The following is a 16864-nucleotide window of genomic DNA, read 5'->3' on the forward strand; positions in this document are numbered from 1 at the left end:
TGAACCCGACCCATCTGGCACATCAAGATGCTTGCCAACACGCAAGGCCCCAGTTTCCACACAGCCTCGGCCCAGAGGTGCCGTTCGAGGCTCGACCAGCGGATGGCCGGTTTCAACCCTGATTGCTTCCGGGAGATGGTGAGGGAGGGGGCAGTCCAAAGGACTTTGTCGTTCAGGTGGTCAACGTCCAGACCATCCGGGATGCAGTCGTCGAGCCTGGCCGCGAAGCACACTCGGCTGGAGTGATGCGCGTGTCTCAGGCCGGTGCGTAGCGAGGAAACCAAAGGCAACACGTCGTTCCCTTTTCGCTCGGCACAAGATCGACGCGTCCCGCGTGCCTGACCATAACCTGTTCAACGATGGCAAGCCCCAACCCGGTCCCCTCGCCGTACTGCAACTGCGAAAAACGGCGAAAGGCTGTGCTGACCTTGTCGGGTGGGATTCCGAAACCGTCATCCTCGACCGCGATCATGACACACTCCTTGTCTGAAGATGTCCGGACGTTGATCGCGGTCATTTCTCCTCCGCCATGCTTCAGCGCATTCTCGAGGAGATTGATCAAGGCCTCGCCAACGAGAACGGGATTGCCAAGAACCAAAAGAGGTTCCCTGGACGGTGCAAAAGCAAAGTCCAGATCACGAGACAGGGCCTTGGCGGCGAAAGCCCGGCAGACATCCTCGACGACCGTGTTCAGGTCGAAAGGCGCCATTCCCGTACTTTCATCGTATCGCAGACGCTCCAAAGACAACAACTGTTCGGAAAGCCGTGCGGATTTGCGGGCGGCATCTACCAGTTGCTCTTCGCATTGTGCCCGCTCTGCCGTGTCCTGCACGTGCGGAAGCGTTTCGGCCAGGGTCAGGATCGCCGCTGCGGGATTGCGCAACTGGTGCGCCGCATCCGAGATGAACGCCTGATGCGCCTCGAAGCTGTCCTGAACCTGGCCGAGAAGGCGGTTCAGGGTTGAGACGATGCCAGATACTTCATGCGGCACCGCACGGCGGATCGGGCCTAGATCGTCGGGAGAGCGCTGTCGGATCGCCGCCTCAAGATCGTTCAGGGGGCGCAGGCCTATCTGCACACCGAACCAGATGATGAGGGCGAGCGCCGCCATCAAACCCGCCATCAATGCCGCCGCGCGAAAGGCCAGCGCTTGGGCAAAGGCGCGGCGGTCGCTGACACGCTGCCAGACCGTCACGACCGTATCGCCGGTCAACGTCCCTATGGTGCGGTTTTCGATCATGCGCATGACGCGCATTTCCTCGCCGCGATAGGTCGCGAAATAGAAAAACGGCAGATCGCGCGCGACGGGTATTTCCGGGCGCGGCGGGTAAGCATAGCCCGTCACGTAGACGCCGCCCGGACCGGTGACGTGATAGAACAGCTCACCGCCCCCCGCGTCCGAGATGACCCGCCGGGTGCTGGGTGACAGCGCATCCCCTTCAGAGATCGCCACGTCGCGCGAAATGGCCAGCGCTGCCGACAGAAGGGAACGGTCGAACAGTTCTTCGGAGGTACGCTGCGCCACCTCGAAACGCCACCACCCCAGCAGGACCGAGACCACGAAAAGTGGCGGCAGGATCAAAAGGAACAGCCGCAGCCGCAGTGATCTTGCCCTCATGGGACGTCAATCTCCAGCATGTAGCCCAGACCGCGCGCGGTCTTGATCCTGAGCCCGAAAGGTTCGAGCCGCTTGCGCAGGCGCGAGACGTGTGGCTCGATGGCACTTTCTTCGGCGTCGGAACCGGTTCCGTAGACATGCGTGATAAGCTGCGCCTTGGACACGATCCGCCCGCGCCGTTCGATCAGGCATTCCAGCGTCGCGATTTCCTTGCGCGGGATGTCTAGCGGCTGGTCGTCCTTCAGCACCTGGCGCGCGGTCCGATCGAAGACCAATGGCCCCAGCGTGTCCCGCGCGGTGAATTCAAGGTTCTTGCGTCGTGCCATGGCGCGGAGCCGCGCCTCCAGTTCGTCCATGTCGAAGGGTTTCGTCAAGTAGTCGTCTGCCCCTGCGTCCAGACCCGCGACGCGCTCTGCCGTTTCGGACCGCGCGGTCAGCAGGATCACCGGCGTGCCATCGCCTCGCCGCCGCAGGGCGCGCAGCAAATCTATCCCGTCCATACCCGGCAGGTTGAGGTCCAGCACCACCAGATCCGCGCCTTCCTGCGACAGGAAGGCGTCCGCCTCGCGGCCGTCGTGCAGCAGGTCAACCGCGTGCCCCCGGTCCCTAAGCCGGAAGGCGATCCCTTGAGCCAATGCTTCGTTGTCTTCGATTACTGCAATGCGCATGCTTACATCTTTGTCACGATGCGCAAGTTTCGCGCAAGGTTGAGACTGCATGCTGCCGCCGTTGGAGGAGGGAATCATTCCCTTGATATGAAAATACATGGACCGCCGGACCTTTGTCCCGGCGCGACAGGTCTACGGGAGGACACCAATGACCATCAAGACACTCGCAGCCTCGGTTGCCGCAGCCGCCCTTTTGGCATCCCCGGCATTCGCCGAAATCGACCTTTCCGGCAAGACGATCGAATGGGTGATCCCGTTCTCGGAAACCGGCGGCTCGGCCAAGTGGGCCAACTTCTTTGCGCCGCTACTGTCCGAAGAGCTGCCGGGCAACCCCACCGTCGTGGTGAAATTCATGCCGGGTGCAGGCTCCACCAAAGGAGCGAACTGGTTCCAGGAGCAGACCTACGACGACGGTACGCTGATCTTCGGCACCTCCGGATCCACCCAGTTCCCGTATCTGCTGGATGACCCGCGCGTGCGCTACGAATATTCCGACTGGGTGCCGGTCATGGCGTCCGGCACGGGCGGCGTTGCCTACATCAACCCCGAGGACGGCGCGAAATTCGATGGCTCAGCGAACAACCTGAAGGACATCGACTTCATCTACGGCTCGCAGGGTGCGACGCGTCTTGACCTCGTGCCGCTGCTGGCATGGGAAATGCTGGGCATGAACGTCGAGCCGGTCTTCGGCATCAAGGGGCGCGGTGATGGCCGCCTGATGTTCGAGCGCGGCGAAGCCACCATCGATTACCAGACCTCGTCCAGCTATCTCGGCGCTTCTGCCGATCTGGTTGCGCAGGGCAAGGCCGTGCCGATGATGACATGGGGCGCGCTGAACGAAGCGGGCGACATCGTGCGTGACCCGACCTTCCCGGACATGCCGACCTTCAAGGAAGTCTGCGAAGCCACCGACGGATGCGAGACTTCCGGCGAGGCATGGGATGCGTGGAAAGCCTTCTTCGTGGCCGGTTTCCCGGTTCAGAAAATCGCCTTCCTGCCCGCGGGCACCCCGGATGACGTGGCAAAGACGTTCTCGGACGCGTTCGATGCCGTGCGCAAACGCCCGAACTTCCCGGAGATCGCCGCCAAGCGCGTTGGCAAATACGAGGTCTTTGTCGGCGCAGGCGCAGGCAAGGCAACCACAGCGGGCACAACCGTTTCCGCCGAGGCCAAGGCCTTCGTGACCAACTGGCTGCAAGAAGCCTACGGCGTTTCGCTGAAATAAGCGCGCGCCCCGCGGCCCCTGCCTAACCGGCGGGGGCCGCCTCAGCCACTTCCCCCCCAATTCAAAATCGAAAGCCGGTGCGATGGATGTTTTCGCCACCGCCCTGCCTGCGCTTGGCCAGGCATGGGCCCTTATTCTACAACCCGAAGTCCTTGGATACCTCGTGCTCGGCGTGGTGATGGGCCTTGCCGTCGGCGTCTTTCCGGGGCTGGGCGGCATCGCCGGGCTTTCGTTACTACTGCCCTTCATGTTCGGCATGGACCCGGTTCTGGGCCTTGCCCTGATGGTCGGCATGGTGGCCGTGGTGCCGACCTCGGACACGTTTGCCTCTGTTTTGATGGGCATTCCCGGATCATCGGCGTCACAGGCCACGGTGCTCGACGGCTTCCCCTTGGCCAAGAAGGGGCAAGCGGCGCGGGCGCTCTCGGCGGCCTTTACCTCATCGCTGTTCGGCGGCTTGGTCGGCGCGGCCTTCCTGACGATCTTCATCATCATCGCACGGCCGCTGGTGCTGGCCTTTGGCCTGCCGGAAATGCTGATGATCTCGATCCTTGGTCTGTCCATGGTCGCGGTTCTCGCGGGCCGCGTCGCGCTCAAGGGGCTGGCGGCGGCAGGCCTTGGCATGCTGATCGGCACCATCGGCGAGGCCGACGCGGGCGGCTCGCTGCGCATGGCGTCTTATGACATCCCCTACCTGACGGACGGGCTTAAGCTGGTGATTGTCGGCCTCGGCATCTTTGCCGTGCCGGAAATCGTCTCACTGTTGCGGCAAGACCGCTCCATCGCCAAGGACGCCAAGCTGGGCGCAGGCTGGGGCGAAGGCGTGCGGGATTGGGTTGACAACAAGTGGCTGTCGGTCCGCTGTTCGCTGATCGGCGTCGTCGTCGGCGTGATCCCGGGCCTTGGCGGCTCGGTCGTCGATTGGATCGCCTATGGCCACGCCGTTCAGACCACCAAGGACAAGAGCCAGTTCGGCAAGGGCGAGATCCGCGGCGTGATCGGGCCGGAAAGTTCGAACAACGCCAAGGAAGGCGGCGGCCTCGTGCCGACCCTGCTGTTTGGCATCCCCGGCTCTGGCTCCATGGCGATCTTCATTGGCGCCATCGCCCTGCTGGGGTCGGGCGATATCGAAGTCGGGCCGAACATGCTGCGCGACAATCTCGACATCACCTATTCCATCGTCTGGCTGCTGGCGCTGGCGAATGTGGTTGGCACACTGTTGTGCATCGCAGCTTCGGGCGGGATCGCCAAGCTGACCACCATCCGCTTTACCTATCTCGCGCCCTTCCTGTTCATGCTGATCTCCTTCGCGGCGTTCCAATCGGGCCAGAACTTCGAGGACATCCTTGCGCTTTTCGTCATCGGGTTGATCGGCATCTTCCTGCGCCGCTTCGACTGGTCGCGCCCGGCCTTCCTGATCGGTTTCGTGCTGTCCAATCCGGTCGAGAAATTCTCGAACCAGGCGTTCCAGATCGCCTCCTTCCGTTTCCGAAAGTCCTTTGAGGAAGGCATGGACTATATCTTCTCGCCCATCGTGATCGTGCTCTTGATCGTTACCCTGGTCTCGGTCGTGCTGGGCCTGCGTCAGGCGAAATCCATCATGGCCGAGGGCGACGTGAAATCCGGGTCCAAGCGCGCGCCGATGGTCTTCCTTCTGATCGTCATGGCCTATGTGGTGGCCGCGCTGATCAACGCGAACATGATCCCCGACTACAACATGACGGACAAGATCGTGCCGCTTGTCATTGGTGGCATCACCTTGACGGCCCTGTTGATCCTGCTGGTGCAGATGATCCTGCGCCCCGAGACCGACGCTGTCTTTGCCGACAAGGAACTGGCGGGCGAAGACGCGGATGCGCCGTATGGCCTGTGGGGCACGTTGGCGTGGTTCATGGGCCTGATCGTGGCGACGTATTTTGTCGGCTTCATCCTTGCGCTGCTGGGCTTCCTCGTAGCCTTCCTGCGGGTCCGTGCGCAGGCCGCGTGGCCCAAGACGTTGATCCTGACCGCCGCTGGCATTGCGCTGATGTGTGTCATGGCAGGTGCGCTGAACCGCGACTTCCCGCCGGGGCTGTTGCAGCACGCCGTCGATCTGCCTTGGCCGCTTAAATAATCCAACAGAGTGAATGACATGACACAGACAGGCATTCCGTTCGTCTTCATGCGGGGCGGTACCTCGCGCGGGCCGTATTTCAACCGGGCGGACCTGCCCGAAGATCGCGAAACGCTGGCTGAAGTGCTGCTGGCCGCGATTGGATCTGGCCATCCGATCAACATCGACGGCATCGGAGGTGGCGTAGCGGTGACCACCAAGGTCGCCATGCTCTCAGCCTCGGATGATGACTGGGCGGACGTGGACTATTTCTTTGCGCAGGTGTCGGTCGAGGATCGGCTGGTAGACTTCAAACCGACCTGCGGCAACATTCTGTCGGGCGTCGGCCCGGCGGCCGTCGAGATGGGATTGGTCCAACCCACCGGCGACGAGACCGAGGTGAAAATCCGCGCCGTCAACACCGGGGCAAAAGTGCTGGCCCGAGTGCAGACGCCGGGCGGCGCCATGCGCTATGACGGCGACGCCGCGATTGCGGGCGTGCCGGGCACGGCGGCGCCCATCGCGCTGAACTTCATGGGGGTGGTCGGATCGTCAACCGGGGCCTTCCTGCCCACGGGCAGCCTGCGCGACAGCTTCGACGGGATCGAGGTCACCTGCATGGACGTGGCGATGCCCATGGTCATCGCCCGCGCGTCGGATTTCGGCCTGACCGGCTATGAAACCGTGCAGGAACTGGACGACAACCGAGACTTCTTTGCCCGGATGGAGGCGATACGCCTGCAAGCCGGGGTTGCGATGGGTATGGGCGACGTGTCGCAATCCGTGACGCCGAAATTTGGTCTGCTCGCCCCGGCCCAGAGCGGCGGCACAATCGCAACGCGGTATTTCATGCCCTGGACGACGCATCCGTCGATGGCAGTCACCGGCTCGCAATGCCTTGCCTCCTGCGCGCTGACGCCTGGGACGGTGGCGGACGGGCTGCTGGACCGGCCTCAGCAAAGCCCCGCCAATGTGGTGCTGGAACATCCCTCGGGCACCATCGAAGTGCTGGTGGATTTCGAGATGAACAACCAGTTCACGTTGAACTCCGCCGGGCTGCTGCGCACCGCGCGCAAGCTGGCGGACGGGCAGATCTACGTGCCCGCTTCTATCTGGAAAGGGCATTGACATGCCGGTGATGAACCTACTCGTGGCCTTCAACGGCTCGGACGGATCGGTGGCGGCCTTGCGCTATGCGGCGTCGCTGGCAGAGCGTTTCGGCGCGCATGTCACCGCCATGCTGGCCCATAGCGGCCACGAGGTGATCGACAAACGCTCGCGCTGGATCCCGAAAGAGGCGCGCACTCTGCTCGAAGCCGCCAACACCAATATCCTGCACGAGATTGAGGACCGGTTCGAGGCCGAGCGCAAAGCTCTGGGGTTGGCAGGGACACTGCACCTGAAAGAAGTCACAGGCCGCGTCGATACCGTCCTGTCCGAGGCCGCGCGCCACTATGACATGCTGATCGTCGGCACCCGGTCGGACACCGACGACGAACATGTCACGCTGCACCCGGACCGCATCGCGCTCATGTCAGGCCGCCCGGTCATCGTGGTGCCCGCGGGTTATGACGCTGGTGCCACGCATAGCCACGCGGCGCTCGCCTGGGATGGGGGTCGCGCCGCCGCGCGGGCACTCTCGGACAGTCTGCGCCTGCTCGAGGACGCGGGCCGCGTCAGCGTGCTGACCGTCGGGCCGCGCACTGCATGGCCGATCGACGACCTGATGCTGCACCTGTCCCGTCACGGGGTCGAGGCGATCCATGAGGACTGGCCGTCGACACACCCCGTGGCCGACACGGTGCTGACATGGTGCAAGAAGCACGACCCATCCTTGCTGGTGCTCGGCGCTTTCGAGCATTCGAAGTTCCGCGAGGATTTCCTTGGTGGTGTGACCACCTATATCCTATCGCGCACCACCATCCCCGTTCTGCTGTCTCACTGAGGAAACGACCATGAGCGATTTCGAAAAACTCGCCCGCGCCCGCCGCGATCTGGAAGAGACGCGCAACGACCTGTCGCGACGCATATCCGAAGATGCGCCGGACAAGGCGGACCTGATCCTATTGCATGACCGGGTCAGCCGCGCGATCAAGGCACTCTCTGGCAGTTTCTGAAAGGTCCCCTCATGAAGGTCCACATTCTTGACGACTGGTTCGACACTTTGCGTGGGCTGCCTTGTTTCGACCTGCTGGCGGATCACGACGTCACCGTCTGGACCGATCATGAACCCGATCCCGCGGCCTTGGCGGCGCGGCTCGTGGATGCGGACTGCGTCGTGCTGTTCCGGGAACGCACTCGCGTCACTCGAGACTTAGTGGAACGGCTGCCGAATCTACGGCTGATCTCGCAGCGCGGGGTCTGGCCGCATGTGGATGTGGACGCCTGCACCGATGCGGGCGTGTTGCTGTGTTCGAACAAGGGCGCAGATGGCGCGAATTACGCCGCAGCGGAGCTGACATTCGCACTGATCCTTGCGGCCATGCGCCAGCTGCCGCAACAGATGACCAGCGCCAAAGCGGGCGGGTGGCAGATGGGCGTTGGCCGGACCCTGCGCGGTCGCACGCTGGGTCTGTATGGCTACGGCCGCATCGGCCGCGTCGTCGCCGATTACGCGCGCGCCTTTGGGATGGAGGTCGTCTGGTGGGCGTCCGAGGCTGGCCGCGCCCGGGCGCTGGCCGATGGCGAAACAGTCGCGCCGAGCCGCGCGGCATTCTTTGCCGAAAGCGACGTGGTCTCCCTGCACCTGCGGCTGACGCCGGAAACCCGCGGGATCGTCACGGCAGACGATCTTGCCAACATGGGCCCGAAATCTGTTCTTGTGAACACCTCACGCGCAGGCCTGATCGCCCCCGGCGCGCTGCTGGACGGGCTGAATGCGGATCGCCCCGGGATGGCCGCCATCGACGTCTTTGACAGCGAACCGTTGCGCGACCCCGCCGATCCGCTTCTGGCGCATCCGAACCTGATCGCAACGCCCCATATCGGTTTCGTCACCGAGGACGAGTTCGACAAGCAGTTCGCCGACGTCTTTGCACAGGTGAACGCCTACGCCGAAGGCGCACCGATCCACATGGTCAACCCCGCCGTCTACGGGCAATAAGCCCGGCCATCACCGGCGCGCCGACGATCACGATCACGATGCGCGTCAGGTGGTGGGTGATGACAAAGCCAAGATCCGCGCCGGTGACGATCGCCAGCACCGTCATCTCCGCCTGTCCGCCCGGCGCGAAAGCCAGGAAGGCCGGGACCGGATCGCCCAGACCCAGCGCCGTCACCAGCCCGGAAAACCCGGCGGCCAGCACCGCCAGCAACAGCACATAGGCCACGCCTGCTGCGACCACGCGCGTCAGCTCGCCCCATGTGACGCCTAGAAAATGCACGCCGATGCCGCAGCCGATAAAGAACTGCGCTGCCAGAATCGCCTCGGCGGGCGGTCGGAAATGCACGATGCCCGTCAGCGACAAGGCAGCGGTCACGATCATCGGACCAAGGATCGACGCACCGAACAGGCCCAGCCGTTCCCCGCCTTTCCAGCCGATGAGGGCGGCGGCCCCCATGATCAACAGTTCGTACCAAGGCAGGTCAGCCACGGGCGCACCGATGGGATTGGTCAGGGCCGCGCCGTAGAAATGGCTGAGGACGAAGGGGGCCAGGGTCACGATGATCAGCACTCGTGTGGCGTGAACCAACGACAATGCGCGCGGATTGCCTCCCGCCTCGGTGCCGAAGATCACCATGTCCTGAAGCCCACCGGGCATGGCGGCGTAATAGGCCGTGGGCGCGTCAAAGCCCCAGAACTTGCGAAAGAACGGCACGCCGACGACGGCGATCACGGCGATGAAGATCGGTATCAACGCCACCGACTGCGCCATACGCGGCAGTTGGCATACGACCTCCGGCGTGATCGACGCGCCAACAGCAACCCCGAGGATCGTGCGCGCCGCGACCGACACCTGCCCGAACCCTTTCAAAGGCAGATGCGCCAAAGCGCCCGCAAGGCAAAAGGCCATTGGCCCGAAAAGGAACGGCAGCGGCAAGTCCAGCACCCAGAACAGCGCGGTGCCTATCGCGGCGAGACCAAAGGTCAGCGCGCGCCGCGACTGCGAATGGAAAAGTTGTTTGCGCAAACCGGCCTCCTGCATGCCTTGACGCCCAATGCATACGCTTGTATCCACTGGGATACAATACAGAATCAAAGGCCTATGACCATGGATGACGACAGCGCCCCGCAGGGCAACGGTGCCTATCTGCGTCTGTTGACCGAACTGCGCGAAGGCCGGCTGAACCCCGGCGACCGTTTACGCGAAACCGACCTGGCCGACAGGCTCGGCGTTTCGCGCACCCCCGTGCGGGAAGCCATTCGCCAACTCGAGGCAGACGGCATTGTCACCCATGTGCCGCGTCACGGCGCCACGATCCGCAGGCTCGACTATGCCGAGGTCATGGAGCTCTACGAGATGCGCGCCGTGCTCGAAGGCACCGCCGCGCGGCTCGCCGCCCGCGCCGCCTCGGACATCGAGATCGAGGAACTGATCGACATGAACCAGCAGATGGCCACGCTGGGCAACGCGCCCGAGGCGTTCATCCTGAATCGTCAGTTCCATGCGGCCCTGCTGGACGCGGCCAAGAACCGCTTTCTCGCCCGGTCCATCCACGCACTGCAAAAGGCGTTGATGATCCTTGGTCCGACGACGCTGACCGAACCGGACCGCGCCAAAAAGGCGGTTGAGGAACATTTCGGCGTGCTCGACGCGATCAAAGCGCGAGACGGGTCGCTCGCCGAAGCCGCCATGCGCGCGCATATCGAGGCAGCCCAACGGGTGCGGGTGCGCGATCTGCGCGCCAGCAGCCACAAACGCCCCAGCTACGACGGAGACCTGCTGTGACCTCTCCCGACATCGCCATCATCGGCGGCGGCAACGCGGCGCTTTGCGCGGCCATCACTGCCGCCGAGGCTGGGGCGCGCGTCCTGATCCTCGAGACTGCGCCAAAGCCCTATCGCGGCGGCAATTCGCGCCACACGCGCAACTTTCGCTGCATGCACCATGGCCCGCTCGGGCCGCTTGTGGACAGCTACACCGAGGAGGAATACCTCGCCGACCTGATGAAGGTCACCGGCGGCAAGACCGACGAGGGGCTGGCACGGCTTGCCATCCGCACATCGGAAGAGTGTCTGCCGTGGATGGAGCAGCATGGCGTGCGCTTTCAGCCGTCGCTATCGGGGACTCTGTCGCTGGCGCGGACGAATGCCTTCTTTCTTGGCGGCGGCAAGAGCCTTGTGAACGCCTATTACCGCACCGCTGAAAAGCTGGGGGTGCAGGTGGAATACGAGGCCGCCGTCACGCATCTGGACCTGGACGATGATCGTGTGACCCGCATCGACTATACGCAGAACGGCCAGACCCATTCGATCACACCCAAATCCGTCGTTGTCGCCTCCGGTGGCTTTCAGGCCGACACCGATTGGCTCGCCCGCGCATGGGGGCCAGCGGCCAAGAACTTCCTGATCCGCGGCACGCCCTACAATCGCGGTGTCGTGCTGGCCGATCTGCTGGAGCAGGACATTGAACAGGTGGGCGACCCGACGCAATGCCACGCCGTTGCCATCGACGGGCGCGCGCCGAAATTCGACGGCGGGATCGTCACGCGGCTGGACTGCGTGCCGTTTTCCATCGTGGTGAACAAAGACGCACAGCGGTTTTATGACGAGGGCGAGGACGTCTGGCCCAAGCGCTATGCCATCTGGGGCCGCCTTGTCGCCGCGCAACCCGATCAGGTGGGCTACGTCATCATCGACGCCAAGTCGCTGGAGCTGTTCATGCCGTCCGTCTTCCCGCCGATCAAGGCGGACACACTGGAGGAACTGGCGGGCAAAATGGGCCTGCCCGCCGATGCGTTGGTGCAGACGGTGAGCGAGTTCAACAACGCTTGCGGCGACACAGCGGACTTTCACCCGACCGAGCTCGATGGCGTCACGACCACCGGCCTCAACCCGCCCAAGACCAACTGGGCCCGCCCGATCACTGAACCGCCGTTCTACGGCTACAGCTTACGTACCGGCGTGACCTTTACCTATCTGGGGCTGAAGGTGGACGACCACGCGCAATGCGCCATCGCGGGCCGCCCCGTTACCAACCTCTGGGCGGCGGGCGAAACCATGGCCGGGTCGATCCTTGGCCAAGGCTACCTTGCCGGCTTTGGCATGACTATCGGAACCGTCTTTGGACGTATCGCAGGCAAGGAGGCCGCCGCCCATGCAAATGCAACCTGATCTGCTGCAAGAGGCCCGTCGTCAGGCCGAGATCTGCAATGCCTGTCGCTACTGCGAAGGCTACTGTTCCGTCTTCCCCGCCCTGCATGCCGAGCGCGCGTTCAGCGATGGCGACCTGACGCAATTGGCGAACCTCTGCCACAACTGCCGGGGCTGCTACTATGCCTGCCAATACACGGCGCCGCATGAGTTCGATCTGAACCTGCCGCAGGCGCTGGCGAATGTCCGTCAGGACAGCTGGGAAGAGCTCGCCTTCCCCCGCGCCGCCGGGAAGGCCTTTCAGAAGAACGGCGTGCTGATTGCCTTCGCCACCGTCATCGGCTTTGCCTTGTTGTTCTGGGCGGCCCGCGCCCTGAGCGCTGCCGGGGGCGAAGGGTTCTATGCCGTTCTGTCGCACAACGCGATGGTCGCGATCTTCCTGCCGGCCTTCCTGTTCCCGCTGGTCAGCATCGCCGTCAGCCTGCGCCGCTATTGGCGTCACATCGGTGCCGGTCCGTTCCGGCCCGCGCATCTGGTCGCCGCGGTCCGTCAGGCCGCGAACATGAAGAACCTCAAGGGCGGGCATGGTGACGGCTGCAATTTCGAGGACGAGGATCGGTTCACCCACGCCCGGCGCGCGGTTCATCAGGCAGTAATGTACGGCTTCCTGCTCTGTTTTGCCTCCACCAGCGTCGCGACCGTGATGCACTACATGTTCGAAATGCCTGCGCCCTATGGGCTGTTGTCCTTGCCGAAACTGCTGGGCCTTTCCGGCGGGCTGTTGCTGGTGGTGGGATGTATCGAGATGGTCCGATTGAAGTTGCGCTCGGACCGGGCGCTGGGCGCTGTCGGCGCCTTCGGCGGAGAGGTGGCCTTTGTCGGGCTACTGGGTTTTACCGGCTTCAGCGGACTGGCGCTATACGCATTGGGTCACACGGCGGTCATGCTGAGCCTCCTCGCGATCCATCTCGGAGCCGTTCTGGCATTCTTCCTGCTCACGCCGTTCACCAAGATGGCGCATGGCTTCTACAGGCTAGCCTCTCTGACTGCTGAAGCCGGTCGAGGCGACTAATATGACGACGGGCTGGCAATTCTCCATAGCGAAACGTCGGCGTATTGTGCTTTGCGGACGTTCGAGATCGTTGCGGCGAAGGCCGGCTGTCAGCCCATATTTTTCATTAAAAACCGATACTTACATAAAAATCGGCAGTCCTATTTATGTCGCATAAAGATCCGAAATCCGCGGCGCGGCCCGACCAATGACAACCCCAGCGGACGCCAGCAGGTGTCGGGCTCGGTCGTGGACCACCGGTCTTGCCACGCGGTCATGCGGCGAACCGGTCCGTCGTCAGGGGCGTGGCAGATTGAGCCGCCCCAGCAATCCTGAAACGTCCGGTCATCTGCTCCAAAGTATCGCTCTCTTCCGACAAGTCCGCGACTGTTGACTGCATTTCGGTTGCCATCATCGCGTTCTCTTGGGTCACGCGGTCGAGGTTGGCCGCACCATTGTTGATTTCGGAAATCGCAATGGACTGCTCTTGTGCGCTTCGGGCGATGTCGGCAACAAGATCCGATATGTTGGCGATGTGGCCGACGATCAGTTCAAGCGCGTTGCCCGCCTCCTCGACCATGTCCACGCCACGCGACACTTGGTCAGCACTTTGGCCGATCAACCCCTTGATCTCAGAGGCTGATTCTGAAGCGCGCTGCGCCAGCTGTCGAACTTCGCTGGCGACCACCGCGAACCCTTTGCCCGCTTCCCCGGCGCGTGCGGCCTCGACACCGGCGTTCAGGGCAAGCAGGTTGGTTTGAAAGGCGATGTCGTCGATGACGTCAATTATGCCGACAATGCTTTGAGAGGATTTCCGGACCTTGGCCATTTCGGAGACGGCCTCGCGCACGACATGGCTGCTGGAAGACGCATCACTTCTGGCTGTCGACGTCACATTGTTGACATTCCCAGCAGCTTCGGCCGCCGACCGTACAGAGGCCGACACCTGTTCGAGTGCGGCGGTCGTTTCTTCCAGTGTCGCGGCCTGGCTTGTCGTGCGTTGCGACAGACTGTCAGAGGCCCCACGGATATCGCAGGCGCGTCGGCTGATCATCTGAGCGGACGCGATGAGCTGTTGCATGGTTTCCCGCAACTTCGCGATCGCGGCATTGTAATCGTCGCGCATCTCGACATAGCTGTCCGGAACTGGCGCATCGATGCCGTTGATCAGGTCGCCGTCGGCAAGTTGTGACAGCTTGGTACGGAAGATCGCCATGACCTGGGCCTGCTCGGTGCCGCGCCGGGTCTGTTCCGCCTCAAGGGTTTGTGCCGCTTCACGCATCTTCAGCGTTTCGTCGCGGAAGCCGTGGATCGCACGAGCCATGCGGGTCAGCTCATCCCGCCCCGCGATGCGACCCAGCGAGGTTTCGTAAGACCCGTTGGTCATATCCTCGACAGAGCCACGAAGTCGGTTGATGCGGCGGATCAGCGACTCGAAATTGAACAGCGCAAAGACCAGCGATGCCGTGATGGCCAGCAGTGCGGTGATCAACACCCCGCGCAACCTGTTCTGAGCCGTACTCTCGGCCATGGCAGAGCGCGACTTGATTTCATCCGCGAGGGCAAGCTCTTGTTCGCGAAGGGTTTCGATCCATGCCGTCGACAGATTGAACCAGTCGGATGCCACCAGATCGCCATAGATTGCCGTTGCCACGCCATTGCGCACCGTCTTGCGCGCCTTGTCGATCCGATCCCATTCCGGCGTCGCCTGAACTGCTTCGACCAACCCATGATCCCCCAAGAGATTATCCGCCTCGATTAGCAAGGTCGTTTGCCCTGCCCCGTTGCTTTGAAAGCCGTTCAAGATATCCGGGGTAAAGCCGCCGCCAAGGCCTGTGGCCCCCATCGCGCGTTCACGTCCGGCCAGTTCCTTGGCCGTGGACACCAGGGAACGGGCCAGGAGCAAGGACTTCATGTCCACGTTGGAATCAAACCTTTGACCCGGGTGCGAATTGTTCAGCAAAGCCATGATATACCCGGTATATGCGCCAACAGCCTGTGGCACGGTGCGGTCGCCGGCGTCGATCGCCGCGCGCAGATCGTCCAGCCCCGCGACCAGTTCGCGCGACTGCCCTTCGCCATTGTCCGCCTGCATCTTCAAAAGTGCGTCGGTCGCGCCTCGTTGCGCCGGAAGTTCTCCGGTGAAATTCCTGCCACCGGACGAGATGAACCCGGCAGTGTAGCCACGTTCCTTTTGCAATTCATGGGCAAGGTCCGCGAATGCACTGGTCTCGTCGGTCATGGTGACCACGTCAGTGGCAGCCTTTATGGCGACCTGATTGCTGCGGACATCAAGCAATACGAAGTAAGTGGCCACTGCCAGCAACGGGGCGACGACGAGGAACATGATAAGGCGCAAAGGCATGGGGTATCCTTCTTTTCTCCTGCCCGAACGTGTAGGCAAGAGTGTTTTAGACTTCCCTAATCGCCTTGGGGTTCAACATGCAAAGTGATTCAATTTCAGTTTATTGGAAACTCAATTCGATTTTTTGGTCACCCAGCCTAATGCCGAACAACCCGTCGCCGGTCGGCTAATGGACTGAGGTCGGTCAGTTTGCCCTGCCAAGTCCGTTGCAACGCCTGCGAAGGCCCGCATTGGGCACTTGCGTGTGCAGCCCGGGTGACGTCATGCGGCGGCGGTGCAACCGCCTGAGATTGCCGTTTCGGCCCAATGGCCCAGCTGGGCTGACCTGCCCCCCGAAACTTCCCTCGTTCTGATGTAGGGTCTGCGCCAACTTGCCCTGCTCCCCAAGGTTGGACCGCCGGAAGCTGGAGTTTCCCGGCTGTTTCACGATGACGGGCTGGTAGCGTCATCAGAATAATGCATGGCGATCGGGACGTTGTATCCGATCGCGCTGTGGGGACGATCCTCGTTGTACAACTGAACGCCAGAACACCCACGTTATCGACCGACGCGAGGTTCTTTATCGATGGCACCCTTGGTTTGGCCGATCGGTTTATGTCCATGAGGTGATCGACAAACCTGGGGTGGCGGTATTTCGATGCAATCTCACTGGTGGTCGGTCGGACCGGTCTCTGGAAGTCCCTGTCTGGATGTTTGACCGGGCTGCATGTGCCGGCTGTCGCGGTGTCGATACGGCACATGTTGGTCTGGATACCCTGACAGTGCTTGCGGAGCTGGTCCGCGAGACTGGCCGTAACCCAATCGATAATTCCGACTCCTCATCACGCGCTAGCGCAGCATTGGACTCTGAACCCACGATTCGGAGGTCGGCCAATGCCGCGCAAAACGATGACGACGCAACTCGAGCTGTTTCCGGAGACCCAGCCCACAGCTGCGACACCAATCCCGCCTTGGCAGAGCCTGCCCGACGACACGCGGCAAGCTCTAACGCGGTTGATGGCGCGCTTGATGGTGGAACATGCGGGCGCGACGGACGGGGAGAGCTATCATGAAGCATGAGAAGATCGGTCCGCAGCACCTGGAGCGCAAGGCGATCCTCTACGTCCGGCAGTCATCAGCCCATCAGGTCCTGCACAACCGGGAAAGCAGCACCCTGCAATATGCGATGCGGGAACGGCTGTCCAATCTGGGTTGGAGCCGGATCGAGACCGTGGATGACGATCTTGGCCGGTCTGCAGCCGGCGGCGTCGAGCGGGCAGGCTTCGACCGGATGATTGCAGATGTCTGTCTGGGAAAGGTTGGTGCCGTTGCCGCGCGCGAAGTATCCCGCTTCGCGCGCAACAGCAGAGACTGGCAGCATCTCGTAGAGATGTGCCGCGTCGTCGATACGGTGTTGATCGATCAGGAGACGGTGTATGCGCCGCGCGATGGCAATGACCGCCTGTTGCTGGGCCTGAAGGGCAGCCTGAACGAATACGAACTCGATCTCCTCAGACAACGTTCCCTTGCGGCACGCTATGAGAAGGCACGGCGCGGCGAACTTGTCGTCGCCGCTCCTGTCGGTTTCGTGAAGGCTGGCGACCGGCTGGAGA

General features: G+C 62.7%; 15 protein-coding genes. 11 read left to right on the forward strand and 4 right to left on the reverse strand.

The window, feature by feature from the left end:
• Window positions 1-256: 256 nt before the first annotated feature.
• Window positions 257-1618, reverse strand: a complete 1362-nt coding sequence (locus ACOYQJ_RS25315) for a sensor histidine kinase (RefSeq protein ID WP_422908671.1) — start codon at window positions 1616-1618, stop codon at window positions 257-259.
• Complete coding sequence (locus ACOYQJ_RS25320; RefSeq protein WP_422908672.1) at window positions 1615-2286, reverse strand: response regulator transcription factor; 672 nt, start codon at window positions 2284-2286, stop codon at window positions 1615-1617. Before ACOYQJ_RS25320 ends, ACOYQJ_RS25315 begins: the two co-directional genes overlap by 4 nt.
• A 148-nt stretch (window positions 2287-2434) precedes the next feature.
• Between ACOYQJ_RS25320 and ACOYQJ_RS25325 the strand changes: the two genes are divergently transcribed.
• The 6 genes from ACOYQJ_RS25325 to ACOYQJ_RS25350 all read left to right on the forward strand — a co-directional run bounded on the left by ACOYQJ_RS25325 (window position 2435) and on the right by ACOYQJ_RS25350 (window position 8706).
• Complete coding sequence (locus tag ACOYQJ_RS25325; RefSeq protein WP_422908673.1) at window positions 2435-3511, forward strand: tricarboxylate transporter; 1077 nt, start codon at window positions 2435-2437, stop codon at window positions 3509-3511.
• 82 nt (window positions 3512-3593) lie between these two features.
• Window positions 3594-5624, forward strand: a complete 2031-nt coding sequence (locus tag ACOYQJ_RS25330) for a tripartite tricarboxylate transporter permease (protein WP_422908674.1) — start codon at window positions 3594-3596, stop codon at window positions 5622-5624.
• A gap of 18 nt (window positions 5625-5642) precedes the next feature.
• Window positions 5643-6731, forward strand: a complete 1089-nt coding sequence (locus ACOYQJ_RS25335; protein ID WP_422908675.1) for a 4-oxalomesaconate tautomerase — start codon at window positions 5643-5645, stop codon at window positions 6729-6731.
• Between the two features lies 1 nt (window position 6732).
• Window positions 6733-7548 carry a universal stress protein gene (locus ACOYQJ_RS25340; protein WP_422908676.1) on the forward strand — a complete coding sequence of 272 codons (816 nt, stop codon included), beginning with the start codon at window positions 6733-6735 and terminating at the stop codon, window positions 7546-7548.
• A gap of 10 nt (window positions 7549-7558) precedes the next feature.
• Complete coding sequence (locus ACOYQJ_RS25345) at window positions 7559-7720, forward strand: hypothetical protein (RefSeq protein WP_422908677.1); 162 nt, start codon at window positions 7559-7561, stop codon at window positions 7718-7720.
• Window positions 7721-7731: 11 nt separating this feature from the next.
• The gene (locus ACOYQJ_RS25350) at window positions 7732-8706 is read left to right on the forward strand and encodes a D-2-hydroxyacid dehydrogenase family protein (RefSeq protein WP_422908678.1); all 975 of its coding nucleotides are present in this window, start codon (window positions 7732-7734) and stop codon (window positions 8704-8706) included.
• Here ACOYQJ_RS25350 and ACOYQJ_RS25355 read toward each other — a convergent pair.
• On the reverse strand, window positions 8681-9733 hold the full coding sequence (locus tag ACOYQJ_RS25355; RefSeq protein ID WP_422908679.1) for an AbrB family transcriptional regulator: 1053 nt from the start codon (window positions 9731-9733) through the stop codon (window positions 8681-8683). The genes ACOYQJ_RS25350 and ACOYQJ_RS25355 overlap by 26 nt on opposite strands.
• Before the next feature lie 75 nt (window positions 9734-9808).
• Between ACOYQJ_RS25355 and ACOYQJ_RS25360 the strand changes: the two genes are divergently transcribed.
• From ACOYQJ_RS25360 to tcuB, 3 genes are read left to right on the forward strand one after another with little or no spacing between them, the layout of a single operon-like run.
• A complete protein-coding gene (locus ACOYQJ_RS25360) occupies window positions 9809-10492 on the forward strand; it encodes a GntR family transcriptional regulator (RefSeq protein WP_422908680.1) in 684 nt (227 codons plus the stop codon).
• On the forward strand, window positions 10489-11877 hold the full coding sequence (tcuA, locus tag ACOYQJ_RS25365) for an FAD-dependent tricarballylate dehydrogenase TcuA (protein WP_422908681.1): 1389 nt from the start codon (window positions 10489-10491) through the stop codon (window positions 11875-11877). The genes ACOYQJ_RS25360 and tcuA overlap by 4 nt, the downstream gene beginning before the upstream one ends.
• Window positions 11867-12928: a tricarballylate utilization 4Fe-4S protein TcuB gene (gene tcuB, locus ACOYQJ_RS25370; protein ID WP_422908685.1), complete on the forward strand. Its 1062-nt coding sequence runs from the start codon at window positions 11867-11869 to the stop codon at window positions 12926-12928. Before tcuA ends, tcuB begins: the two co-directional genes overlap by 11 nt.
• 253 nt (window positions 12929-13181) lie before the next feature.
• Here tcuB and ACOYQJ_RS25375 read toward each other — a convergent pair whose 3' ends face one another.
• Window positions 13182-15272, reverse strand: a complete 2091-nt coding sequence (locus ACOYQJ_RS25375; RefSeq protein WP_422908682.1) for a methyl-accepting chemotaxis protein — start codon at window positions 15270-15272, stop codon at window positions 13182-13184.
• A gap of 873 nt (window positions 15273-16145) precedes the next feature.
• On the opposite strand from ACOYQJ_RS25375, the gene ACOYQJ_RS25380 reads away from it, so the two are divergent.
• Together ACOYQJ_RS25380 and ACOYQJ_RS25385 are read left to right on the forward strand one after the other, a co-directional pair.
• The gene (locus tag ACOYQJ_RS25380) at window positions 16146-16331 is read left to right on the forward strand and encodes a hypothetical protein (protein WP_422908683.1); all 186 of its coding nucleotides are present in this window, start codon (window positions 16146-16148) and stop codon (window positions 16329-16331) included.
• On the forward strand, window positions 16321-16864 hold a 544-nt coding region (locus ACOYQJ_RS25385), incomplete at its 3' end, for a recombinase family protein (protein WP_422908684.1). The genes ACOYQJ_RS25380 and ACOYQJ_RS25385, both read left to right, overlap by 11 nt.

This window comes from Pacificoceanicola algae, assembly GCF_049341065.1.
In the GTDB taxonomy this organism is placed as follows: Bacteria; Pseudomonadota; Alphaproteobacteria; order Rhodobacterales; family Rhodobacteraceae; genus Pacificoceanicola.